Consider the following 18,796-nt stretch of genomic DNA (forward strand, 5'->3'; position numbering starts at 1 on the left):
GCCTAGTTCACCGCTCCGCTGGCTTGATCGTCGGGGCGTGGGATGGCGACAGATCGCCTGCCAGATCCTGCTGATCGCGGTGGTCGCCGTCGTCGTCGTGACGCTCCTCGCGCGCAGCTCTGCCCCCTGAAAGGCCGTTCGGCCTGCCCGCAACCCCATCCTTCCCTGACGAGCCGAGGCCGACGATGAGCCAGATCACTATCACGCGTTCCGCATGGTCAAGCCGCCATCTCCTGTCGCATCCTGGCGAGCGCGTGTTCAGCGGCGTCCCTGAGTTCGGGCAGTTGTTCTCCGGCAGTGCGCACGACGCGTTGGAGCTGGTGAGGAAGGCGCTGCCTGACCGCCTCCTGGACTGCTGTGTGCAGCGATTCGGCGGCGCCTCCGTGGTCCTGGGCGTGCAGTCGTACGTGGGCGACGGTCACCTGCTCGATGACGCGCCACTGCGGTGCGACAGCTGTGGTCGGTGTTGGGGTGTTCTCCGCACGCTGTATGGCGAGGTGGACTCGTCCCGTGGCGATCAGGCCGCGCAGTCGGATCTCGTGCAGGGCGAACGGGTTGAACAGGCTGGTGTGCTCGGCCTGGTCAAGCAGGTGCTCCGTTTCGCTGATCACCCTGTCGAGCAGCGGGCCGTTGCCGAGCGCGCCGGCGGCACGGGCGAGGAGCGGCAGCACTGCGGCTCGCGCATCGTGATCTGGAGCCAGTGCGGCGGCGCGGGACAGGCGGTCGACCGCGGCTCCGCGAAGTCGTGCTTTGCGCAGTTCGTTGCCGTGCATGCGCAGGGCGTAGGAGGTGAAGCTCGGTTCGGCGAAGATCTTGGCGATCTCCAGGCCCTTGGCGGTCCAGTGGGCTGCGGTGCTCAGCCTCTCTTCCGGGAGGATGTTGCCGAGGGCGACGCCGAGGCTGACGCGGGCGCGGGCGAGCAAGCGCAGGACGTCGCGTTCGGCGTGGCCGTCTTCGGCGCGGGCTTCAAGTCGGGCAACCAGTGGCCACAGTTCGGCGACCGCTTCGGAGGCGTGGCCGGACTGGCGGGCGATCTCGGCCAGTCGCACCGTGGACTGTCCGAACTGCAGCATCGCGTGGTGGTCTGCGTCGGCGGCGTCGGTGACGCCGAGAACGTGTGGTGGCAGGTGCAGTGTTTCGCACATGCGGCGTCGGGATCTGATGTCGTCGACGGTGCGTTTGCGCAGTTCCAGGGCGGAGACGTAGGTCTTGTCGTAGCCGAGCAGGGTGCCGAGTTGGGTCTGGTTCAGGCTGTGGACGGCCCGGTAGAAGCGCAGGATCGCGCCGAGGTCGCGGGTGGCCAGGATCGTCTGTGCTTGGGGGGTCGCCCAGTGCCATGCGACGTGGTTGCTCGTCGGGCGGGATGCGAGGTGGCCGATGCCCATGGTCGGTTACTTGGTCTTGTACCAGGCCGCGATCGACCGCTTGTATCCGTCGGGCATGACGAGGCCCGGTACCTCTTGTTCGGTGAACAGTCCGACTTTCTTGTGCTCGTGGCTCAGGACCGGCTCTTGTTCGGGGTTGAGCACCGTGCATCCGTAGGTGACGATCAGGACCCGGCGGCCGGGGATCGGCTCGTAGATCCAGACGCCGCCGTTGATGAGGGCGCCGGCTTTGACCTTCCAGCCGGTTTCCTCCAGCAATTCGCGCTCGACCGCGCTCTGCGGGCTCTCGTCGGCCGGCTGGCCGCATTGCGCGACGATCTCCAGGCGTCCGCCCGGCAGCTCCCACTCCTCGCGCTCGTTCTTCAACAGCAGGACTCGGTCCTGGGCATCGCAGGCGATGCCCTTGACGGAGACGGGCCACAGCGGGGGTGTGTACGACATGACGGTCCTCTTGCAGAGGTCGACGACCGGGTCTGTCGGAACGTAGCACGCGGTGGCCGGCCCTCAGCCGTGGTGGGCGAAATGCCCGAGTCGACAATTCGTCGCTTTACGCCGCCGCCAGCAACTCCAGACAGTGAGGCCACTGGCCATACGCATCAAGGGAGTTCGGCTGTGCACCGTGCCACTGCGCGTGACCTCTTCGCGTCTTCCTACGTCAACCTGCATGTCCGCGACGCTCCGCACGCCGTCGAGCAGCAGGTCAGGAACGTCGGTCTCGTTACCTTCGACGGTCTCGATTCTCGCGACGCGGTATTGGAGGTCACTTCCCGGTACCTGCACCTCAGCGCCCACCGCGACAGTGACCCAGACGGGCTGACCGTGATCCGAGACACCGGCCGACACACCCGTCGAGCGGGGTTCGCCGGGCTAGGTCACGGCGAGCTGGCGCCCCACACCGACCGCTCCAGCCTGCCTGTGCCTCCGCGCTTGATGCTGTTCGTCTGCGCCCAGCCCGCCGAATGCGGTGGCGTCTGCCTGCTGACCGACGGCCAGGCAGTGACCTCAACCCTCCACGCCCATCAACCCGAGGCCCTGGCCGCGTTTTCCGAGCCGCAGGCCGCCTTCTTCGGCCGCGCCGACGGCGTCTTCGCCCCGGTCTTCGCGCCCCTCCCCGGCGGCCGGTTCTCGATACGGCTGAGGCAGGACGGCCTGGTGCGCTGGCACCCGTTCACACGCACGTACCTGCCCAACCTCCGTGACTCTGCCGCCCGGCACCAACAGCCGCTGGAGCTCCACGCCGGCGAAGGGTACCTGCTGGACAACCATCGATGGCTCCACGCCCGTACCGCCTTCCTCGGAGCCCGTCGCTGCTACCGAGCCCTGGGTAACCCCCGCTTCCGCCTCCCCCGCGGATTCCCTCCCCACGATGCACCCGCAGTCCCCCTGGAGACGCTCTGATGACACACAACCAGGAGCACCACCGCTCGACCACATCCAAAATCACGCAGCTCTGGACCACCCGGCCGATAGATGCGGCAACCCGCACCCGGCGCGAGCCGTACACGGGACTGCGAGGGGGCCGGTGACGATGGCCCCCCTTCCGTCCGTTGCGCCGCCCCTGCGTCCTCTCACCCTTACGATCCCGGGTTACACGCAGACCCTTCCCCTGATCCCACAGGCAGTGGGCCAGGCTCGGGCTTCGGTGCGCACCACGCTGGCGTGCTGGTGTCTGGACTCTCTGATCGACTCCGCACAGCTGGTCGTCTCGGAACTGGTCACCAATGCCCTGCGCCATGCCACGCCGATCCGGTTGCCGGAAGAGGAACCGATCTGCTGCCGCCTGACCGTGGAACGGCCAGAGCACACCGCGGTGCGGATCACGGTGTCGGACCCGTCACCGTGCGGTCCGGTACAGCGCCACCCTGATGCGGAATCCGAAACGGGGCGTGGGCTGAGGGTGCTGTCCGAGCTGTCCGCAGATTGGGGCGTCGCGAAGACGTCCGCCGGCAAAAGCGTCTGGGCCCTCCTGCGAGTGGGCCGGCAGGGAGTCGAACAGTGAACACGACGTTCGAGCAGGTTCTTCTCGCAGGCAGAGAGCGCCAGGTCGTTGAGGGCCTGACCGACGGCAACACCCGCTCTACCGAGGTTAAGGTTCGCGCGCTCGTCGAGCTGGCTCGCGCCTGGGAACCCCAGGGTCCTGGCGTCCGGGAGCGGGAGGTGGTCCAGGAGGTGGTGGACCAGCTCACCGCGTACGGACGTGGACTCGTCGTCGAGATACGCGCCGTGCTCGCGAGCCGTCCGGTCGGTTCGATCGACGCTGCTCGCGTGCGGGCCACGCTCGGCGAAGCCGGCCGGCGGCTGCCGCTTCCGGCGCCCCTCGCTCTCCCGCAGGCGGTGGTCCGGGCGCAGGGCCTTGGTCGACTCGTCGAGGCCCTGAACCGCGCCCTCAGCCTGCTCCGCGACGAGGCGACGGCCGACGCTGGCCGTGCGTCGGCCCGGGAGTGCTCGGCGGAGGACTTCACGTGACCAGCAGCATCGTATCTAGCCGCAAGCCGCGCCTGCGTACTCCGTTCGAGGCCACCACCCTTGCGAACCGGCTGGTCGGCTCCCCCGCGATCTGGCGACTGTGCCGCAGCTACACCAGCACCCATGTGTGGCATGTCGGCGGCCCTGAGTCGTCGGTGGCGGTCAAGATCGCCGGAGGCGAGAGTGCGGCCCAGGCCCTGGTGTGGGAATCCGAGAATCTGCGCGCCATGCCCGCCGGGAACCTACGGCCGTTGGGAGCCGGCTGCGACCTGCGCCCGGCGGATCCGTTCGCCTGGCAGGTAACCCCCTGGGTGCTCGGCCTGACGACCTGGGAGGCGTGTCGCCTCTTGCGCGAGGGCGATCGGCAAGGTCGCGAGCAGGCTCGTGCGGTCGCGATTGAGACGTGCCGGGCCGTCGGTCGCCTGCACACGGCCGGCTGGCTGCACGGCACCCTCGACCCTCATCACGTCGTGCATACCCGTGGGCGTGGCCGTGTCCGGCTGCTGTCCTGCGCCTGGGCGACCCACGCCGGCAAGCGCACCAGCGCCGGCTACGGCGGGGGCCTGGTGCATCTGCTCTCGCCAGAACTGGCCAGCGCGGTGGACCAGTCCCGGGGCAACGGCGTGCTCCTCAACCGCCCTTCGGAGGTCTACACCCTGGCCGCCGGGCTGTGGTGGGCAGCCACCGGTACGTGGCCGCTGGCCTATCACGAGCAGCGCGAGGTTGGATTCGATCCGCAGACGAAGAGCCGCTCCCAACTCCGGCGCGTCATCGCCAGTGGCAAAGTGCCCCGTGCCGATCCCACCGTGCACCACTGGCCGGAGTTCCTGGACCCGCTGGCCGCCGCGATGTCTCCCTCGCTCAGCCGCCGGCCCACCGCCCATCAGCTCGCGGACTGGTTGATCACGATTCCGCTCTGACTAGCCAGTACCCGCCCCAGCTGTTCGGCATGTCTCTTTCCTCTCATTACGGAGCCCCATGACCATCGGCGCCACACCACGCCTGCAATGCCCTGACACCGCCAGTGCCTACGCCACCCAATGCGCCGGCTCCCCCACGACCTGGACCCTGATGCGCGACCGCCACGACCACCAGCTCTGGCAGGTCCGCGGCCCGCGCACGACGGTCGCCGTGAAGGTCGCCAGCGGCGAGAACGCCGCCCGGGCCCTGGTGCGCGAAGCCGCCGCTCTCCGGGCCATGCCGCCCGGGGGCGTCCGCGTCCTGCACACCGCTGACGGCGTCTACTGCCCCGCGCCCTGGGCCTGGCTGATCACCGCCTGGGCTGACGGCCCCACCACGTGGGACACGTTCAAGAAACTGCGCGACGACACGAACGCCGGTCGGGACGAAGCCCGTCGCGCCGCAGTCGAGTTGTGCATGTCAGTGGGGCGTCTTCACGCTGTCGGCTGGGTCCACGGCGACCTGCGCCCCCACCACGCCGTCCACACCACCGCAGGCGTCCGGCTGCTGTCCTGCACCGCCGCCTCACGGATCGGCAACGCCATCTCCGCCTCCTACCTCGGCGGCCTGGTGTACCTGCTCTCCCCTCAACTCGCCGCCGCCCTGGAGTCCACCACGGTAGGCGTGGTGCTCGACTCCGACGACGAGGTCTACACCCTGGCCGCCGGCCTGTGGTGGGCCGCCACCACCACGTGGCCCCTCGCCTACGCCGACGCCGGCATCGACCCCAGCACCATGACCTCGCTCGCCCTGCGCCGCGCCATCGCCACGATCAAGATCCCCCTCGCCAAGGCCGCCGGCCATCCCTGGCCCCAGTTCCTCGCTCCGCTCAGCGCCGCGATGACGCAGCCGCCCGGCAGTCGACCCAGCGCCCTTCAGCTCGCCGACCAGCTCAAAGCCGTCCCGCTCATCTGACGGCGGACGCAGGTAGGTCGGCCACCACCGTGACACTCGCTGTTCTCCCTCCAACCTGTCGCTGCGATTCGAGAGGACCGCGGGCTGCGCCTCACCGCCGGTCCTCGGGCGACCCTCGTGGCGGTCGTCCGTCTGAACCTCACCCACGCATTCCACCAATTCACAGGCAACGGGCGGACTTCACCGCCCTGCGAAACAACCACCCCGAAGGGACAACGTGCGCAAGGGTAAGGACACCATCAAGGCGGCGAAGAGCGCTGGTGACCGGGGCAACAACAACCGCGGCGACGCCCAGAGGCAGGAGGTACTCGGCGCCCGACACACCAGGCAGACCCACGTCTGTGAGGACTACTGCGACAAGCCGTGCCCGCTGAACCCGAACAGTTGACCGGCCACGCCGTCTGAGTCAGCTTCGCCGTAGGTGGCAGGCTGCGCTGTCCGCCGCCTGCCGGCTTTCCAGAAACGCACTACGAAGGATCGTCATGACCGTTGATACTGAACAGGCCACGAGACTGCGCAACACCGTGATGGACCAGCTACGGGCGGACGGCGTGCTCGTCACGCCGGAGGTCGAGGCGGCGATGCGGAAGGTCCCGCGTCACGCCTTCGCCCCCGAGACCCCCCTCGAAAAGGCTTACGAGCCCTACGCGGCCGTCGTCACGAAGACCGACGAGTACGGCGTGCAGATCAGCAGCGTCTCCGCTCCGCAGATCCAGGCCATGATGCTCGAACAGGCCCAACTACGCCCTGGTATGCGCGTGTTGGAGATCGGCTCCGGTGGACTGAACGCCGCTTACATGGCCGAGTTGGTCGGCGATTCCGGCGAGGTCACCTCGGTCGACATCGACCCCGAGGTCACCGAGCGGGCCCGGCGGCTCCTGGACGAGCAGGGCTACAAGAGCGTCCAGGTCGTCACCGCCGATGCCGCCGAGCCGATCCCCGGCCTGGGAGAGGTCGACGTCATCATGGTCACCGCTGGGGCCTGGGACATCCCCGCAGCCTGGCTCGATCAACTCGCTCCCGAAGGGCGGCTGGTGGTGCCCCTGCGGATGCGGGGGCTGACCCGTTCCGTCGCCTTCGTCCGCCGCGATGGTCACCTGGAGAGCGAGTCGGCGAAGATCTGCGGCTTCGTGCCGATGCAGGGCGCCACCGCCCACGAGGTGACGTTGCTCTTGGTCGCGGGCAGCGCGGAGATCGGTCTGCGGTTCGACGACGGTGTCCCGATCGAACCCAGCCAGCTCGACAACGCGATCACCACACCGCGGGTCGAGGCGTGGACCGGGGTCACCATCGGGCGCGGGGAACTGATGGACACACTGCAGATGCACCTGGCCATCGGGCTGCCGGGCTTTTGCATCATGGCGCTCGACAAGGAACTCGACTCCGGCATCGTCGCGCCCACCAACCCCGGCTTCTCCCTCGCCGCCGTCGACAAGGACAGCTTCGCGTACGTCGTCTACCGCCGCACCGAGGACGGTGAGGCGTCCGAATTCGGCGTGCACGCTCTGGGGGCCCACGCACAGCAGCTCGCCGACGAGGTGGCGGAACAGCTGCATACCTGGGAATTCAGCCGCCGCGGCGGCCCCAGCCCGGTCATCCGGGTGTATCCGGCCGGCACCAGCGATGACCAGGTCCGCGGCGACCGGGTCATCGACAAGGTGCACTGCCGGATCTCGCTCTCCTGGCCCACGCAGTAACCGCGGGGCCAGGGTTTCATGCACCACTCCATCACTGAAGGGGAGGATTCATGAGTCACATCGCGCTGCTCGATCCGACGGAGATCGACGGTGAGGAGGACTTCGCGCCGCTGGACGTGAAGGTCGTCGTCGCCGCCCACCCGCACGGCAAGCTGCTGTGCGCCACGAACGACGGGTGCGGCAACACCTGCGCCAACGGGGCTTCGGCCTGCACGTCGTTCACGGAGGACCCGGCCTAATCGGCTCCTCGCTGGTGTGCCGGGCTCATCAGCCCGGCACACCAGCACCTGTGGCCATTACTCCCCATCGTCGAAGGAACCTGCGTGTCCGCTTTCCCTCCGGTGATCTACGAGTACGACGGCGGCGCCATGCTGCGCGCCACCACCCGCCCTGGCGTCGCCGGCCTCCCGCGCGGCGGCCTGGGAGACGCGGCCGTTGCCCGTGCCTGGCTCGGCGGCCTCTGGCAGGACGCCGACGTGCGCGATGCCGTGCGAGTGGCCTCTCCCGTTTTGTGTCAGGCAGTCGAGAGCCTCGTGAGCGGGGCACAGAAACGACCACGACAGATCCAGCGGACGGTCCTGTCGGTCGCCTCCTACCTGCTGCGGTGGCAGCACCGCGCCACTCCCTTCGGGGGGTTCGCCGGCATAGCCCCCCTCTCGGTAGGTCCGACTGCGCAGGTGCGCTGGCACGGGCCGCCGCGGGCTACGGCTCGTGCCGATGCTGCGTGGCTGGCCGAGGTGATCCGCCAACTGCACAGTGACATCGCCGTGGTGGAGCGGCTGTCGTGCGTGGCGAACGACACCGCGGTGGTGCGCGGAGATCGGGTCGTGGCCTCGGGCCCGCCCGCTGACGGACGCGCGGTGTTGATGGCGCCCGTGGAGGTGTCCGTTCCGGCGCGGCGCACCGTCCTCGCGGCCTTGACCGCTGCCGCCGTGCCTGTTTCCTATCGGGAGTTGCGCGAGCAGATGCGCGGCCGGTTCCCCAACGCCTCTGACGGGCAGGTCGATGGTCTGCTCGGTGATCTCATCGCGCAGCATCTGCTGATCTCCAGCCTGTGGGCGCCGATGACCACCGTTGACGCCCTGGCGCACGTCTGCGCCGAGCTGAAGCGGATCGGCGCGCACGGCCTTCCTGGCGTTGGCCCGTTGGTGCATGAGTTGGACGGCATCCACGCCATCCTCAGTGCCGAAGCTCCCTCCAGCAAGGTGCTGGTTGACGCGGTCCCGCGGATGCATGCCGTCTGCGATCGGGCCGTTGCTCCGGCGCCTCTCCTCGTCGACATGACGGTGGACGGTCACGTGCAGATCCCCCACTCCGTCGTGTCCGAGGTGCAACGCGCGGTTGCCGCGTTATACCGGGTCACCCCGCATCCCTACGGGCACAAGGCATGGCGCGACTACCACCGCCGTTTCCGCGCCCGCTACGGTGTCGGCGCCGCGGTGCCCGTCTTGGACCTGATCGGTGATCACGGGCTGGGCCTGCCTGCGACCTACGTCGGCGCGGAGCGGGAGAAGTCGATCGCGTCGTGGACGAACCGCGACGAGTGGCTGTTGGCCCATCTTCAGCAGGTCCTCATGGACGGGCGCGAGGAGCTGGTGCTCACCGACGCGGACGTCGACGAGCTGGCCCGCGTCACGGGCTCCGAGGAGCCCGAGTTCGCCCCCCGGCTGGAGGTGGCCTTCGAACTTCACGCGGCCAGCACCCGGGAGTTGGCCCGCGGACGGTTCGACGTGTGGGTCACCAGCGTGCCGCGGACCACTAACAGCATGGCGGGCCGATTCGCCTACCTCTTACCCGAGGCGGACCGCGATGCCCTCGCGCGCACCTACCGCCCCGCCTCGGAAGCGACGGTGACCGCGCAGCTCAGTTTCACCCCGCGCCGGCACCGCAACGCCAACATTGCCCGCACCGTGCAGCTGCTGCCCGTCGTCCCGCTGGCCGAGCACCGGCCGGACGATGACAAAGAGGTGGTCGCCCTCGCGGACCTGGCCGTCACTGCCGATGCCCGCCATCTGCACCTGGTGCAGCGCTCCACCGGCCGGCGGGTCGAACTGCACATCCCCCACGTGCTGGAAGCCGGCGTACAAACGCCCCCGCTGGCGCGGTTCCTCGCCGAGGTCTCCACCGTCCGCTGCGCCGTGTACTGTCCGTTCTCCTTCGGCGCGGCCAGCCGGCTTCCCTACCTGCCGCGCGTGCGGTATCGCCGAACCGTCCTGGCGCCGGCCCGATGGCTCCTGACGGCGACCGATCTGCCCGCCCGCACAGCCAAGTTGCCGCAATGGGAAGAAGCGCTGGCTGCCTGGCGCCGCCGCATGCGCGTGCCGACTCGGGTTGCCCTGGTCGAGCTGGAGCAACGTCTGCCCCTGGACTTGACGCACCCTGTCCATCGTCAGCTCCTGCGGTCCCGCCTCGACGAGGCCAAACGTCTCGAACTGCGCGAGGCCCCTGAACCAGACCGGCACGGATGGATCGGCCGCGCCCACGAGATCCTGCTTCCCCTCCGACGCACCCACCCGCAGCAGAGCCCCCCGCTGCCCTCACCACAGCTTCCGATCGACGTATCCGACTCCCGGCTGCCCGGGGCCGGCATGGTTCTCCGCGCGCACCTTCACAGCCATCCGCAGCGGCACGACGAGATCCTCGATCGCCACCTGCCCGCGCTTCTGGCCCAGTTCGACCAACCGCCACAGTGGTGGTTCCTGCGACACCGTGAAGCCTCCCGCCCCGAAGCCGGCCGTCACCTCGCCCTCGTCCTACACCTGTCCGACGGCGCCTACGGGCCGGCGGCCAGCGCGGTACACGCCTGGGCCACTGCCCTGCACCACGACGGTTTGATCGCCGACCTCGCGTTGACCAGCTACACCCCGCAGACCGGGCGCTACGGACACGGTCCAGCCCTGGACGCCGCGCACGCGGTCTTCGCCGCGGACTCCGCCGCCGCCCTGGCCCAGATCCGCTTCGTCGCCCACCACGACGCCCTGGCCGCGGAAGCGCTCACGGCCGCCAGCCTGCTCAACCTCGCCACCCACCTCGCCCCCACCGCCGACGCCGGTCTGAACTGGCTCATCACGCATCTCCCGCATGAGCAAGGCGCGTTGGACCGGACCTTGCGCGAACAGACCCTGGCCGCGACTGAACCCGGCGCACTCCAGCCGTTCTCGAAGACGGCACACGGCGCGGCAGTGAACGAGACGTGGGAATCCCGCGCCGCATCCCTGGCTGCCTACCGTCGCGCCCTCGTCGGCCAACGCGACCCCCTCACCGTGCTGCGGTCTCTGCTTCATACCCACCACATCCGTGCCCTGGGCCCCGACTCGAAGGCCGAGGCCCTCACCCTCCGGCTGGCGCGCACGGCAGCGCTGAGCCACACCGCCCGGAGAACCACATGACCACCAGAGTCCAAGCCGCACACTTAGCGCACAGATACGCGACCGCCCTGTCCGACCCACCCCCACCTGAGAATTTCGAAGGGCAGTCGCTGGCCGACGGGGCAGCGGGGGTCGCGCTGCTGCACATCGAGCGCGCCCAGGCCCGGACCGGCCCCTGGAAGCTGGCGCACCGCTGGATCAATCACGCAGCCGCCGGCGAACTCGACGCCACCGACAGCGCCGGCTTGTTCCACGGCGCCCCCGCCCTCGCCTTCGTCCTGCTCAACACCGTGCCCCACGGCCGCTTCCAGGCCCTCTACAGCAACGCGTGGGAGAAGCTCCACCACCACGTCACCGCCCTGGCCCACCACCGCACCGAAAAGGCGCTCGCCCGGATTCGCCGCGGCGAGCTGGCCACCTTCGCCGAGTACGACCTCTTCTGCGGCCTGACCGGCATCGGCGCCTACCTGCTGCGCGCAGATCCGACCAGCGGCGCACTGGAGCAGGTCCTGCACTACCTCGTCGCCCTCACCCACCCGGTGACCGTCGACGACCACCGGCTGCCCGGCTGGTGGGTCGCACACGACCCCAACCGCAACATCAGCGCGAAGTTCGCCCAGGGCCACGGCAACCTCGGGGTGGCGCACGGCATCACCGGTCCCCTGCTGCTCCTCGCCCAAGCCCTCCGTCGCGGCGTCAGTGTCGACGGCCAGCACGAGGCCATCCACACCATCTGCTCCCACCTCGATGACTGGCGACAGGACGCAGACCGCGGCCCCTGGTGGCCGCTGCATCTCACCCAGGCCGAATTCACGTCCGGCCAGGCACAGCAGCATGGCCCCGGCCGCCCGAGCTGGTGCTACGGCACCCCCGGCATCGCACGCGCCGGACAACTCGCCGGCATCGCCCTGGACGACCGCGGACTCCAGCACATGTACGAAGCCGCGCTCTACCTGTCCCTCACCGATCCGGCGCAGCTCGCCCTCGTACGCGACGCCTCGCTCTGCCACGGTTGGGCCGGCATCTACCAGACCACGGCCCGCGCCGCCCACGACAGCCCCTACCCCCACCTGCGCACGCTGCTGCCGCTATTAGGCGAAACCCTGTCCAGCCATTTCCGAACAGCTGACGACCAGAATGTGGGACTGCTGACCGGCACCTCCGGAAGTGCCCTGGCTTTGTCCTCGCTGACCGCTGGCGCGCCAATCACACAGACGGGATGGGACGCATGCCTCCTGATCGACTGACCGCCATCGACCGGGCCGTCCTCGACGTCTTGGCCGGGCATCGCTTGGACGAGACCGCCCGACAGACCCACATGCATCCCGCGCACCTAGCGGACGCCGTCGAACTGTTCCAGCAGGCTGGACATGATGCCCTCGTACACCAGGCCAGTCACCTCGGCTGGCAGCAGATCTTCATCGAGTTCCAGGACTGGGCCGCCGCCGAATCCATCGCAGCCGCCCATCTCGAACCTGCCTTGAGCCAGGCACAATCAGCCGGCGGCATCACCGGCTGGTGGTTCATCCGCAAGCACCCCTGCTGGCGCCTACGCCTCGACGCGCTCCCCGGCTCCACCACCGCGACCGACGTCAGCGCGGTCCTCGACCAACTGCGGGAGCACAACCACGTGAAGCGCTGGTGGCCCGGCATCTACGAACCCGAGACCGCAGCCTTCGGCGGCGCCCTCGGCATCGACACCGCCCACGAACTCTTCTTCGCCGACAGCCGCGAAATTCTCCGCCTGACAGCTCGCCCCAACGTCACCCTCGGCCGCCGCGAACTCTCTGTCCTGCTGTGCTCCGCCATGATGCGCGGCGCCGGCCTGGAATGGTACGAAACCGGCGACGTCTGGGACCGTCTCATCAGCGAAGAGGGCCGTTCCACAGCCGAGCAAATCCCCGAACAGCAACGCCTGCAACTCGTCCAACAGCTCCGCACCCTGCTCCAGGCCAGCACCGCCCCCAAGGGCCCCAACCTCACCGACGACGGCCCCGTCCAGCCAGTCACCACGTGGGTAGCGGCCTTCCGCGACACAGGCGCGGCGCTCGGCACCGCAGCCCACGCCGGACGACTCGATCGCGGTCTGCGGCAGGTCCTCGCCCTCCACGTCATCTTCCACTGGAACCGCCTCGGTTTCTCCCACCGAACCCAGAGCGCCTTGGCATGGTCCGCCCGCCAGGCAGTCTTCACGCCGTTGTAGCAAGACAGGTGCACCGGACGACCGCGCCAGGATCGGGAGGCAGCTTCCTCCTCCAGGACCTGATGCCCACCTCCAGAAGCATCAGACGACCGAAGGCATCGCACGGCTCCTCGCAGTCGACCAAACCTCCTGCCAGCGAGAACCGGACCGAAGGGGTTCGGCAGTCGCCAGCCACCGCGGTTGTCTCGGCCGGAGTGCGCCCTGGGGGTGGCCCGCCAATGCGCCACGGGGACACCCGCGGTGCGGCGAACCCTCGGCGCACCGCCCCCAGGCACGACAGCCACAGGCTGGCCGACTCCGACGGTCACCTTCAAGATTCTCTTGATCAGAACCCTCGGGAAGCTCGCTGAGCTGGGATACGTGGCGCTGGCCTTCGACCTCCACGGCGGGCGCTATTTGGGCGACCCCGAGGAGATGCTGGCCCGTTGCATGCCGCTGCTCGCCGACCCCGACCGGATGCGAGGCATCGGCCACGCGGCGCTCGACGTGCTCCGGGCCGAACCGCGGACCGACCCCGACCAGATCGCCGCCGTCGGGTACGGCACCGGGGGCGCAATCGCGCTGGAACTCGGGCGCGACGTATCGAGGTTGCGCAGCGGGTTGCGGATCCGGGTCTTGCGCTTGTCGACCAGGGCCCACAGGCCCTGCTCGGTGCGCTGGGCCCACCGCTTCCACAGCCACCGCTCGCTCACCCCCAGCTCCTCGGCCTTCGCCTGCACCCGGGCGGTCAGCGGCCGGGCCGGACGAACTGCGGGCGGGGCTCGCCGGCCTCGGGCTGAAGGGCGTCGCCGCCGCGGTAGCCGGTCATGGCCTCCAGCAGGTGCGCCTCCAACGCCAGTGCCGCCTGCTTGACCGCCTCATCCACCCCCACCAAGGCCCCTGCCGGATCGAAGCCGCTTCCACCATCCTTCGCCGTCGCGGAAGGTGGTTCGACGGCGGCGCGGAAGCTGGGGTCGGCCAGCAGGACAGTCAGCATGATGGTCTGCATCCGCCCGGCCTCCGATCGCAGCCGCACCAACGCACCGTCCAGGCCGGCGACCTGGTGGCGTTCTTCTTCGAACTCGACCCAGTCGGTGGCGGCCAACCGATGACGACTCACGCCACACCCCCCACGTCGGCACGGTGCACGCGGGTGTGGTCCCGCAAAGGGCGAGTGGCGTCGAAGGTGAGACGGTGGTGCCACATCAGGTGATAGACCACCGCCCTGGCCAACTCCGGGACAGGCTGGAAGCTCACCAACTCCCCCACCGCCACCGGCTGCCCGGCGAGCTCCAGCACAGCGTCGACGAGGGCCGCGCCGGCACGCAGCGGGCGGCGGTATCCGGCGAGCCAGGCCACCGTGGCCCAGCGCAAGGGATCGGGTTCGCCGGCCATGGCGTACTCCCAACCGACCGTGCGGCACACCGCGGCGGTGCGCCGGGCCTGACGGCGGACCGTGGGCGTCGCGAGGTGAGCATCGTCCTTGACGTCCAGGACGAGCGCGGTGCCGTCGCCTCGGCGGACGAACAGGTCGGGGGTGTGGCGCCAGGTGCCCTCGGCGTCGCGGGATTCGAGGGTGAAGGGCTGGGCGCTGAACGCGGCCACCTGGGGGTCGAAGTCGAGGAGCTTCATCCACTTCGACTCCAGATACGACTCGTAGCCCACCAATCGGTCGGTGCTGGCCGACCAGTAGTGGCCAGGGGTGTGGCGCTGCCCGGCGTAGGAGGGGATCGCGCGGATCGGCAGCGCGTCCTCGAACGCCACGGTGGCGGCGTGCTCGGCGGCGGTAAGGCGTTCGGTGCCGGCGGGGTCGACATAGTGGAGGTAGCTGTGGTCTTCGGCGGTGTGGATCGGTCGCAGGGTGCGGGGCCGTCGTGGGCTCATCGGCACTCTCTTCGGGCGAGGCGGGTGGTCCCCCAGGCGGTCAGGGCGTCGGCGGCCGGGGCTGGCAGACGAGTATCGAAGCGCCGCCAGCCCTCGCGTATGGACTCGGTTGCCGTACCGTCCTGCCAACCCCAGGTGTAGGCGGGCGCGTCGCGGACATCGCCTTGGGTGAGGTGCTGCCACACCCACACCGCGGCATGCCGCCGGCGCTGCCACGTCACCACCCATCCCAGGGGGTGGAGGATCGGGGCGAGGACGCGGTGGGGAACTTCACGCAGGTCGGCGAGCGCGGCCCGGCGCGTGGCGTAGTCGACCAGGCCCCGCTGCCGCATACGGCCGGCCATCGCGCCGATCGCCTGCCAGAAGGCGTCCGGGTCCCCTATGCGGCGCACGAGAGCGTCCGCGGCTCGCACAGCCTGGCCTTCGTGCAGGCCCAAGGAGGCGGCGGCCGCGGCCCAGCTGCCGGCTCCGGCCAGACGGGCCAGCGCGAGGACGGCCAGGCGCCGTCCCGACGCCTCGGCGGTGCCGGGCAGGTGCGCGGCGAGCAGTTCCTGGTAGTCCCGCGGGTGGGCCAGATGCGGGAGGTGCCGCGGCGCGAGGACGGGCAGGCCGTGTCCGGCGGCGTCCAGGGCCCCGGCGACGCGGGAGGAGCGCGGTGCCCCCGCCCTGATCATGCGCTCCAGGACCGGGGAGCGAGGAAGGTAGCGCAACGGGTCGGTTCGCCCGGCCGCCCGCCGCTGGACGGTCAGCCGCTCTAGCCAGGAAGCGAGCCTCGTGGCTCCGACGTGCATGCTGGGCGCGCCCAGGACCCGGTCCGCGAGGACGAGCGCGGCCAATGCCTCGGCGGCAGTGGCAGGCATCGCCCCCAGCCGGATGCCGCCACCCCCACGAGAACTTCTGGTGCGCCGCTGCTGCTGTTCTTGGCAGGCGTGCGCCACGACGTCGGGCAGGCCCACGAGGTCGTCGTCGAGAGCAGCGAGCCGTGTCATGGCGTGAAGGCGCCGCAGCGCGGCGAACCACTCGCCGGCGGCAACAGGCTCACCCGCCAGGAGTGCACAGCGGCCGTCAGCGACCCTGAGGGCGCGGCGCTGGAGCTCGGCCACGGCGTCGGGGACAGCGACGGCGGGCAGGGCGGCGAGCTGTTGGTGGCACAGCCCCGCCCGGCCCTTAGGTCCATGCGGGGGCCGGTTGCCGCATTCACCCGGCCCGGGCCACGGCGGCCGTGTCAGCAACCCGCGCGGGGCACGTTCACTGCCGCGGCGTAGCCGGACCCCGCACGACGGGCACACATCGATCAGGAGGCAGTGGTGGGTGGGGCAGACCGCGGCGATGCCCAATCGCCACCACAGCGGCCACACAGGGCTCTTGGCCAGACAGGGCGGGCAGGCGCGGCTGGAGTGCGGCGTCATCCACTCGCGGGCGGCCACGACCGTCAAGGACACCTCCCGGGACAGATCCAGGCCCGCGAGGTCTATGGCCGCCTGGTCGTAGCGGGCCAGCTGCATGCCCCGCAGTGTGCGCACGCACAGCCCGGTCGCCTCCCGCAGACCGCGCAGGCTCGTCCAGGTCAGGGCGACCTTGCTCGGCAATCCACGGCCACTGTTGCGGTCCTTCCTGCGCTGGTGGAGCGGAATGCGGCCTTCGTGGCCCGGCCGACCCCGCGTTACTGGCCGCGCGGACCGTGCAGAGCCCCTCAGGCACCGCCGGCCTCAGCTACGGCCACCGCGGCGCGACCAAACCTCAACCACTGCTCCTGAAGGTCGCGTTGGAGTTGGTGGGCACGCGGTTCGCGAGCCCACGCCTCTGCCCCGGGCCACGGCCGGCAGCCGGCTACCAGCTGTTCAACGACCGCTACAGCTGATCGACATGCCGACGCACCAAGTCAGCCAGGTCGGCGTAGAACGGCACGCGGGGGGCTGCTTGAAGGATCTCGGTGCAGGCGGTCAGCTCCCCGACCCGGCCGGCAGGCGTGCCCAGGACGTGGGCGAATTCCTTACGGACGCGTTCGGCTAGGTCCGGCACGTGCAAGCTGTGCAGGTAGAGGTTGGCGGCGTCGTAACCGACGGGCGCAGTTCCCCAGGCTTCCCAGTCCAGCAGGGTCAGGGCCGGGGCGGTGAGGTTAGCCCAGTGCAGGTCGCCGTGGGCGGTGGTGAAGGTGATCTCGCCGGGGGTGACGCCGGTGAACTCCGGCACGCGGCGGCGGATGTACTGCTCGCGGACCGCCTGACGGCCCGTAGCAACGTCCGCGAGGCGGTCCAGAGCCCGGTGCAGGTCCTGCCACCAGGCATCCGACAACGCAACGCTGTCGACGACGGCCGGGCTGCGACTCACCGGTGGAGTGGTGAGGCGTTCGTAGAGCTCGGCGCGGTACGCGAAGCCCTCGGCGGACCAGTCGGCCACCTCGATCAGTCGCGGACGCGACACGACGACGGGCACCGACCGTTGGGCTTGTGTGGGGCCCTCCCACAGCTTCCCGCCGGCCCTTTCCTCCGGTGCGCTGACCAGCCGCAGCCAGGCGGGACCGTCGTCGAGGCTTGTTGCGGGCCCGGAAAGGGTCCGGCCGGCGTACCCCCACACCTCGCCGCCCGCGGCGCGGCCAAGGCCCAGCAGGGCGTGGGCGTGGTCGCGGGCGGCGAGCATGCGATCCCTGACATCGCTCTCAGGGGCAGTGAACATCAACAGCTACCTTCTGCGACTGACGGCAGCGACATCGGCGGTCACCAACTCGGCTGCCAGCGCGGCGATCTGGTGAAGAGGAAGCGACGACGCTACCGCCAACTCCCCCAGCGGCACCTCTCGTCCATCGACGAGCTGCTTGATCACGCTCAGGACGGGGGCGGCGAACGTCCACTGCTGCCCACCGGCGCCCACCACGACGCGGCCTTCGCCGTCCACCTCATACCAGGCGCCAGCAGCGGTCAGGCGCAGCCGGAGCTCGGGCTCAGCCGGGATGGACTCGACATACGGCAACGAGGGCATCGGCCGGCCAGGATCCATCGTTCCTCGCGCGGCCAGGAAATCCTCGATCACCCCCTCGTGCAGGCCGGCTGTGAACTCCTTGAGCAGCGACCCCAGGTAGGCGACCTGCTCGTCGGGCGGAGCGTGGGTGGGGAGGTTGGCGCGCACCGTCTGCGAGGCCCGTAGCTGGCTGGTCAGCCAGGCAAGGAGGTCGGCGCCGGTGGTGGGGGTCAGGCCGCACGTCAGGTGCAGCGAGCGGCCCTCGGTGGCGGCCACCGCGTGCCACCAGCCGCGCGGCAGATACAGCATGTCGCCGGCCCGCAGCACAATCTCGGCGACCGGCTCCCCGACCGGCGGCTGAGGCGCTTCGACGTCGATCCGTAAGGGGTTTATGCGGGTGGGCTGGTGGATCTTCCACCGTTTGGCGCCTTCGAGTTGGACGACCACCACGTCGTGGTCGTCGAAGTGCAGGCCGAATCCCTCCTTCGAGGTCCACGAGGCGTAGAGGTTGACCTGCACGTCGGTGCGAAGGTGCCGCTCGAAGGATGCGGCGAGCCCTTCCACCCCGCGGTGCAGCTCGTCGACGGCGTCCAGGACGAGGGAGGCGCCGTCGGCGAGTTGGCGGTGCAGGTTGCCCGGTTCGATGCGGTGCCAGACGGTGTGGCGCTTGGAGACCACCGGGTGGGTGTAGGCGTGTGGGGGAACCTGGGTGCCGTCGGTGAAGAGCCGTAGCCGCGGCGGTTCGAGACGGTGCCGGGCGATGATCTCGTTCAGGTCGTCCCAGGTGAACAACTCGCAGAAGTCGCCGACGTGGGGCTAGTGGCGGTAGGTGCGGCCGAACGCCTCGGCGGGGAAGTCCCCGCCGAGGCTCTCGACCGCCAATGTGGTGGCGGTCATGATGTCAGGCTCCGATCAGTCGTTGCCGTCGCCCTTGCCGGTACCGCCCCGTCGCTGAGGCGGTCCTGAGTACGAGCGGCCTTC

The 18,796-nt window shown here is 70.0% G+C and carries 19 protein-coding genes and 1 pseudogene; 13 read left to right on the forward strand and 7 right to left on the reverse strand.

The genetic code is table 11. The features are described from left to right. Positions 1-218 precede the first annotated feature (218 nt). Together ABD385_RS12220 and ABD385_RS12225 are read right to left on the reverse strand one after the other, a co-directional pair. The gene (locus tag ABD385_RS12220) at positions 219-1,385 is read right to left on the reverse strand and encodes an XRE family transcriptional regulator (protein ID WP_344575195.1); all 1,167 of its coding nucleotides are present in this window, start codon (positions 1,383-1,385) and stop codon (positions 219-221) included. Between the two features lie 6 nt (positions 1,386-1,391). Further along, positions 1,392-1,826, reverse strand: coding sequence for an NUDIX hydrolase (locus ABD385_RS12225; protein ID WP_344575196.1), 435 nt, complete (start codon positions 1,824-1,826; stop codon positions 1,392-1,394). A 171-nt stretch (positions 1,827-1,997) separates the two neighbouring features. Here ABD385_RS12225 and ABD385_RS12230 point away from each other — a divergent pair, with 171 nt between their 5' ends. The 12 genes and pseudogenes from ABD385_RS12230 to ABD385_RS12285 all read left to right on the forward strand — a co-directional run. Continuing rightward, positions 1,998-2,783, forward strand: coding sequence for a TauD/TfdA family dioxygenase (locus ABD385_RS12230; RefSeq protein WP_344575197.1), 786 nt, complete (start codon positions 1,998-2,000; stop codon positions 2,781-2,783). Positions 2,784-2,913: 130 nt separating this feature from the next. After that, positions 2,914-3,384 carry an ATP-binding protein gene (locus ABD385_RS12235; protein WP_344575384.1) on the forward strand — a complete coding sequence of 157 codons (471 nt, stop codon included), beginning with the start codon at positions 2,914-2,916 and terminating at the stop codon, positions 3,382-3,384. Next, the gene (locus tag ABD385_RS12240; RefSeq protein ID WP_344575198.1) at positions 3,381-3,851 is read left to right on the forward strand and encodes a DUF6415 family natural product biosynthesis protein; all 471 of its coding nucleotides are present in this window, start codon (positions 3,381-3,383) and stop codon (positions 3,849-3,851) included. The genes ABD385_RS12235 and ABD385_RS12240 overlap by 4 nt, the downstream gene beginning before the upstream one ends. Continuing rightward, complete coding sequence (locus ABD385_RS12245; protein WP_344575199.1) at positions 3,848-4,771, forward strand: serine/threonine-protein kinase; 924 nt, start codon at positions 3,848-3,850, stop codon at positions 4,769-4,771. Before ABD385_RS12240 ends, ABD385_RS12245 begins: the two co-directional genes overlap by 4 nt. 58 nt (positions 4,772-4,829) lie before the next feature. Next, positions 4,830-5,726 carry a BUD32 family EKC/KEOPS complex subunit gene (locus ABD385_RS12250; RefSeq protein WP_344575200.1) on the forward strand — a complete coding sequence of 299 codons (897 nt, stop codon included), beginning with the start codon at positions 4,830-4,832 and terminating at the stop codon, positions 5,724-5,726. Positions 5,727-5,943: 217 nt separating this feature from the next. Continuing rightward, entirely contained in the window at positions 5,944-6,114 is a 171-nt protein-coding gene (locus ABD385_RS12255) for a hypothetical protein (RefSeq protein WP_344575201.1), read from the forward strand. A 94-nt stretch (positions 6,115-6,208) separates the two neighbouring features. After that, complete coding sequence (gene fxlM / locus ABD385_RS12260; protein ID WP_344575202.1) at positions 6,209-7,423, forward strand: methyltransferase, FxLD system; 1,215 nt, start codon at positions 6,209-6,211, stop codon at positions 7,421-7,423. Between the two features lie 50 nt (positions 7,424-7,473). Next, the gene (locus ABD385_RS12265) at positions 7,474-7,662 is read left to right on the forward strand and encodes an FxLD family lanthipeptide (RefSeq protein ID WP_344575203.1); all 189 of its coding nucleotides are present in this window, start codon (positions 7,474-7,476) and stop codon (positions 7,660-7,662) included. An 84-nt stretch (positions 7,663-7,746) separates the two neighbouring features. Further along, positions 7,747-10,812 (forward strand): lantibiotic dehydratase, encoded by a 3,066-nt coding sequence (locus ABD385_RS12270; RefSeq protein ID WP_344575204.1) that lies wholly within the window; start codon positions 7,747-7,749, stop codon positions 10,810-10,812. Continuing rightward, on the forward strand, positions 10,809-12,038 hold the full coding sequence (locus ABD385_RS12275; protein ID WP_344575205.1) for a lanthionine synthetase C family protein: 1,230 nt from the start codon (positions 10,809-10,811) through the stop codon (positions 12,036-12,038). Before ABD385_RS12270 ends, ABD385_RS12275 begins: the two co-directional genes overlap by 4 nt. Further along, positions 12,020-12,994, forward strand: coding sequence for a thiopeptide-type bacteriocin biosynthesis protein (locus ABD385_RS12280; protein ID WP_344575206.1), 975 nt, complete (start codon positions 12,020-12,022; stop codon positions 12,992-12,994). The genes ABD385_RS12275 and ABD385_RS12280 overlap by 19 nt, the downstream gene beginning before the upstream one ends. 327 nt (positions 12,995-13,321) lie before the next feature. Continuing rightward, positions 13,322-13,589, forward strand: a pseudogene (locus ABD385_RS12285) (dienelactone hydrolase family protein); the annotation flags it as partial. A gap of 132 nt (positions 13,590-13,721) precedes the next feature. Here the strand turns inward: ABD385_RS12285 and ABD385_RS12290 are convergent. From ABD385_RS12290 to ABD385_RS12300, 3 genes are read right to left on the reverse strand one after another with little or no spacing between them, the layout of a single operon-like run. Next, a complete protein-coding gene (locus ABD385_RS12290) occupies positions 13,722-14,093 on the reverse strand; it encodes a hypothetical protein (protein ID WP_344575207.1) in 372 nt (123 codons plus the stop codon). After that, positions 14,090-14,857 carry a TnsA-like heteromeric transposase endonuclease subunit gene (locus tag ABD385_RS12295; RefSeq protein WP_344575208.1) on the reverse strand — a complete coding sequence of 256 codons (768 nt, stop codon included), beginning with the start codon at positions 14,855-14,857 and terminating at the stop codon, positions 14,090-14,092. Before ABD385_RS12295 ends, ABD385_RS12290 begins: the two co-directional genes overlap by 4 nt. Next, a complete protein-coding gene (locus tag ABD385_RS12300; protein ID WP_344575209.1) occupies positions 14,854-16,446 on the reverse strand; it encodes a TniQ family protein in 1,593 nt (530 codons plus the stop codon). The genes ABD385_RS12295 and ABD385_RS12300 overlap by 4 nt, the downstream gene beginning before the upstream one ends. A 92-nt stretch (positions 16,447-16,538) precedes the next feature. Between ABD385_RS12300 and ABD385_RS12305 the strand changes: the two genes are divergently transcribed. Continuing rightward, the gene (locus ABD385_RS12305) at positions 16,539-16,718 is read left to right on the forward strand and encodes a hypothetical protein (RefSeq protein ID WP_344575210.1); all 180 of its coding nucleotides are present in this window, start codon (positions 16,539-16,541) and stop codon (positions 16,716-16,718) included. On the opposite strand, the gene ABD385_RS12310 is transcribed toward ABD385_RS12305, so the two are convergent. Together ABD385_RS12310 and ABD385_RS12315 are read right to left on the reverse strand one after the other, a co-directional pair. Continuing rightward, on the reverse strand, positions 16,709-17,533 hold the full coding sequence (locus ABD385_RS12310) for a hypothetical protein (protein ID WP_344575211.1): 825 nt from the start codon (positions 17,531-17,533) through the stop codon (positions 16,709-16,711). The genes ABD385_RS12305 and ABD385_RS12310 overlap by 10 nt on opposite strands. A 6-nt stretch (positions 17,534-17,539) precedes the next feature. Then, positions 17,540-18,607, reverse strand: coding sequence for a cupin domain-containing protein (locus tag ABD385_RS12315; RefSeq protein WP_344575212.1), 1,068 nt, complete (start codon positions 18,605-18,607; stop codon positions 17,540-17,542). Between the last annotated feature and the right edge of the window lie 189 nt (positions 18,608-18,796).

The organism is Streptomyces lunalinharesii (genome assembly GCF_039532155.1).
Classification (GTDB): domain Bacteria; phylum Actinomycetota; class Actinomycetes; order Streptomycetales; family Streptomycetaceae; genus Streptomyces; species Streptomyces lunalinharesii.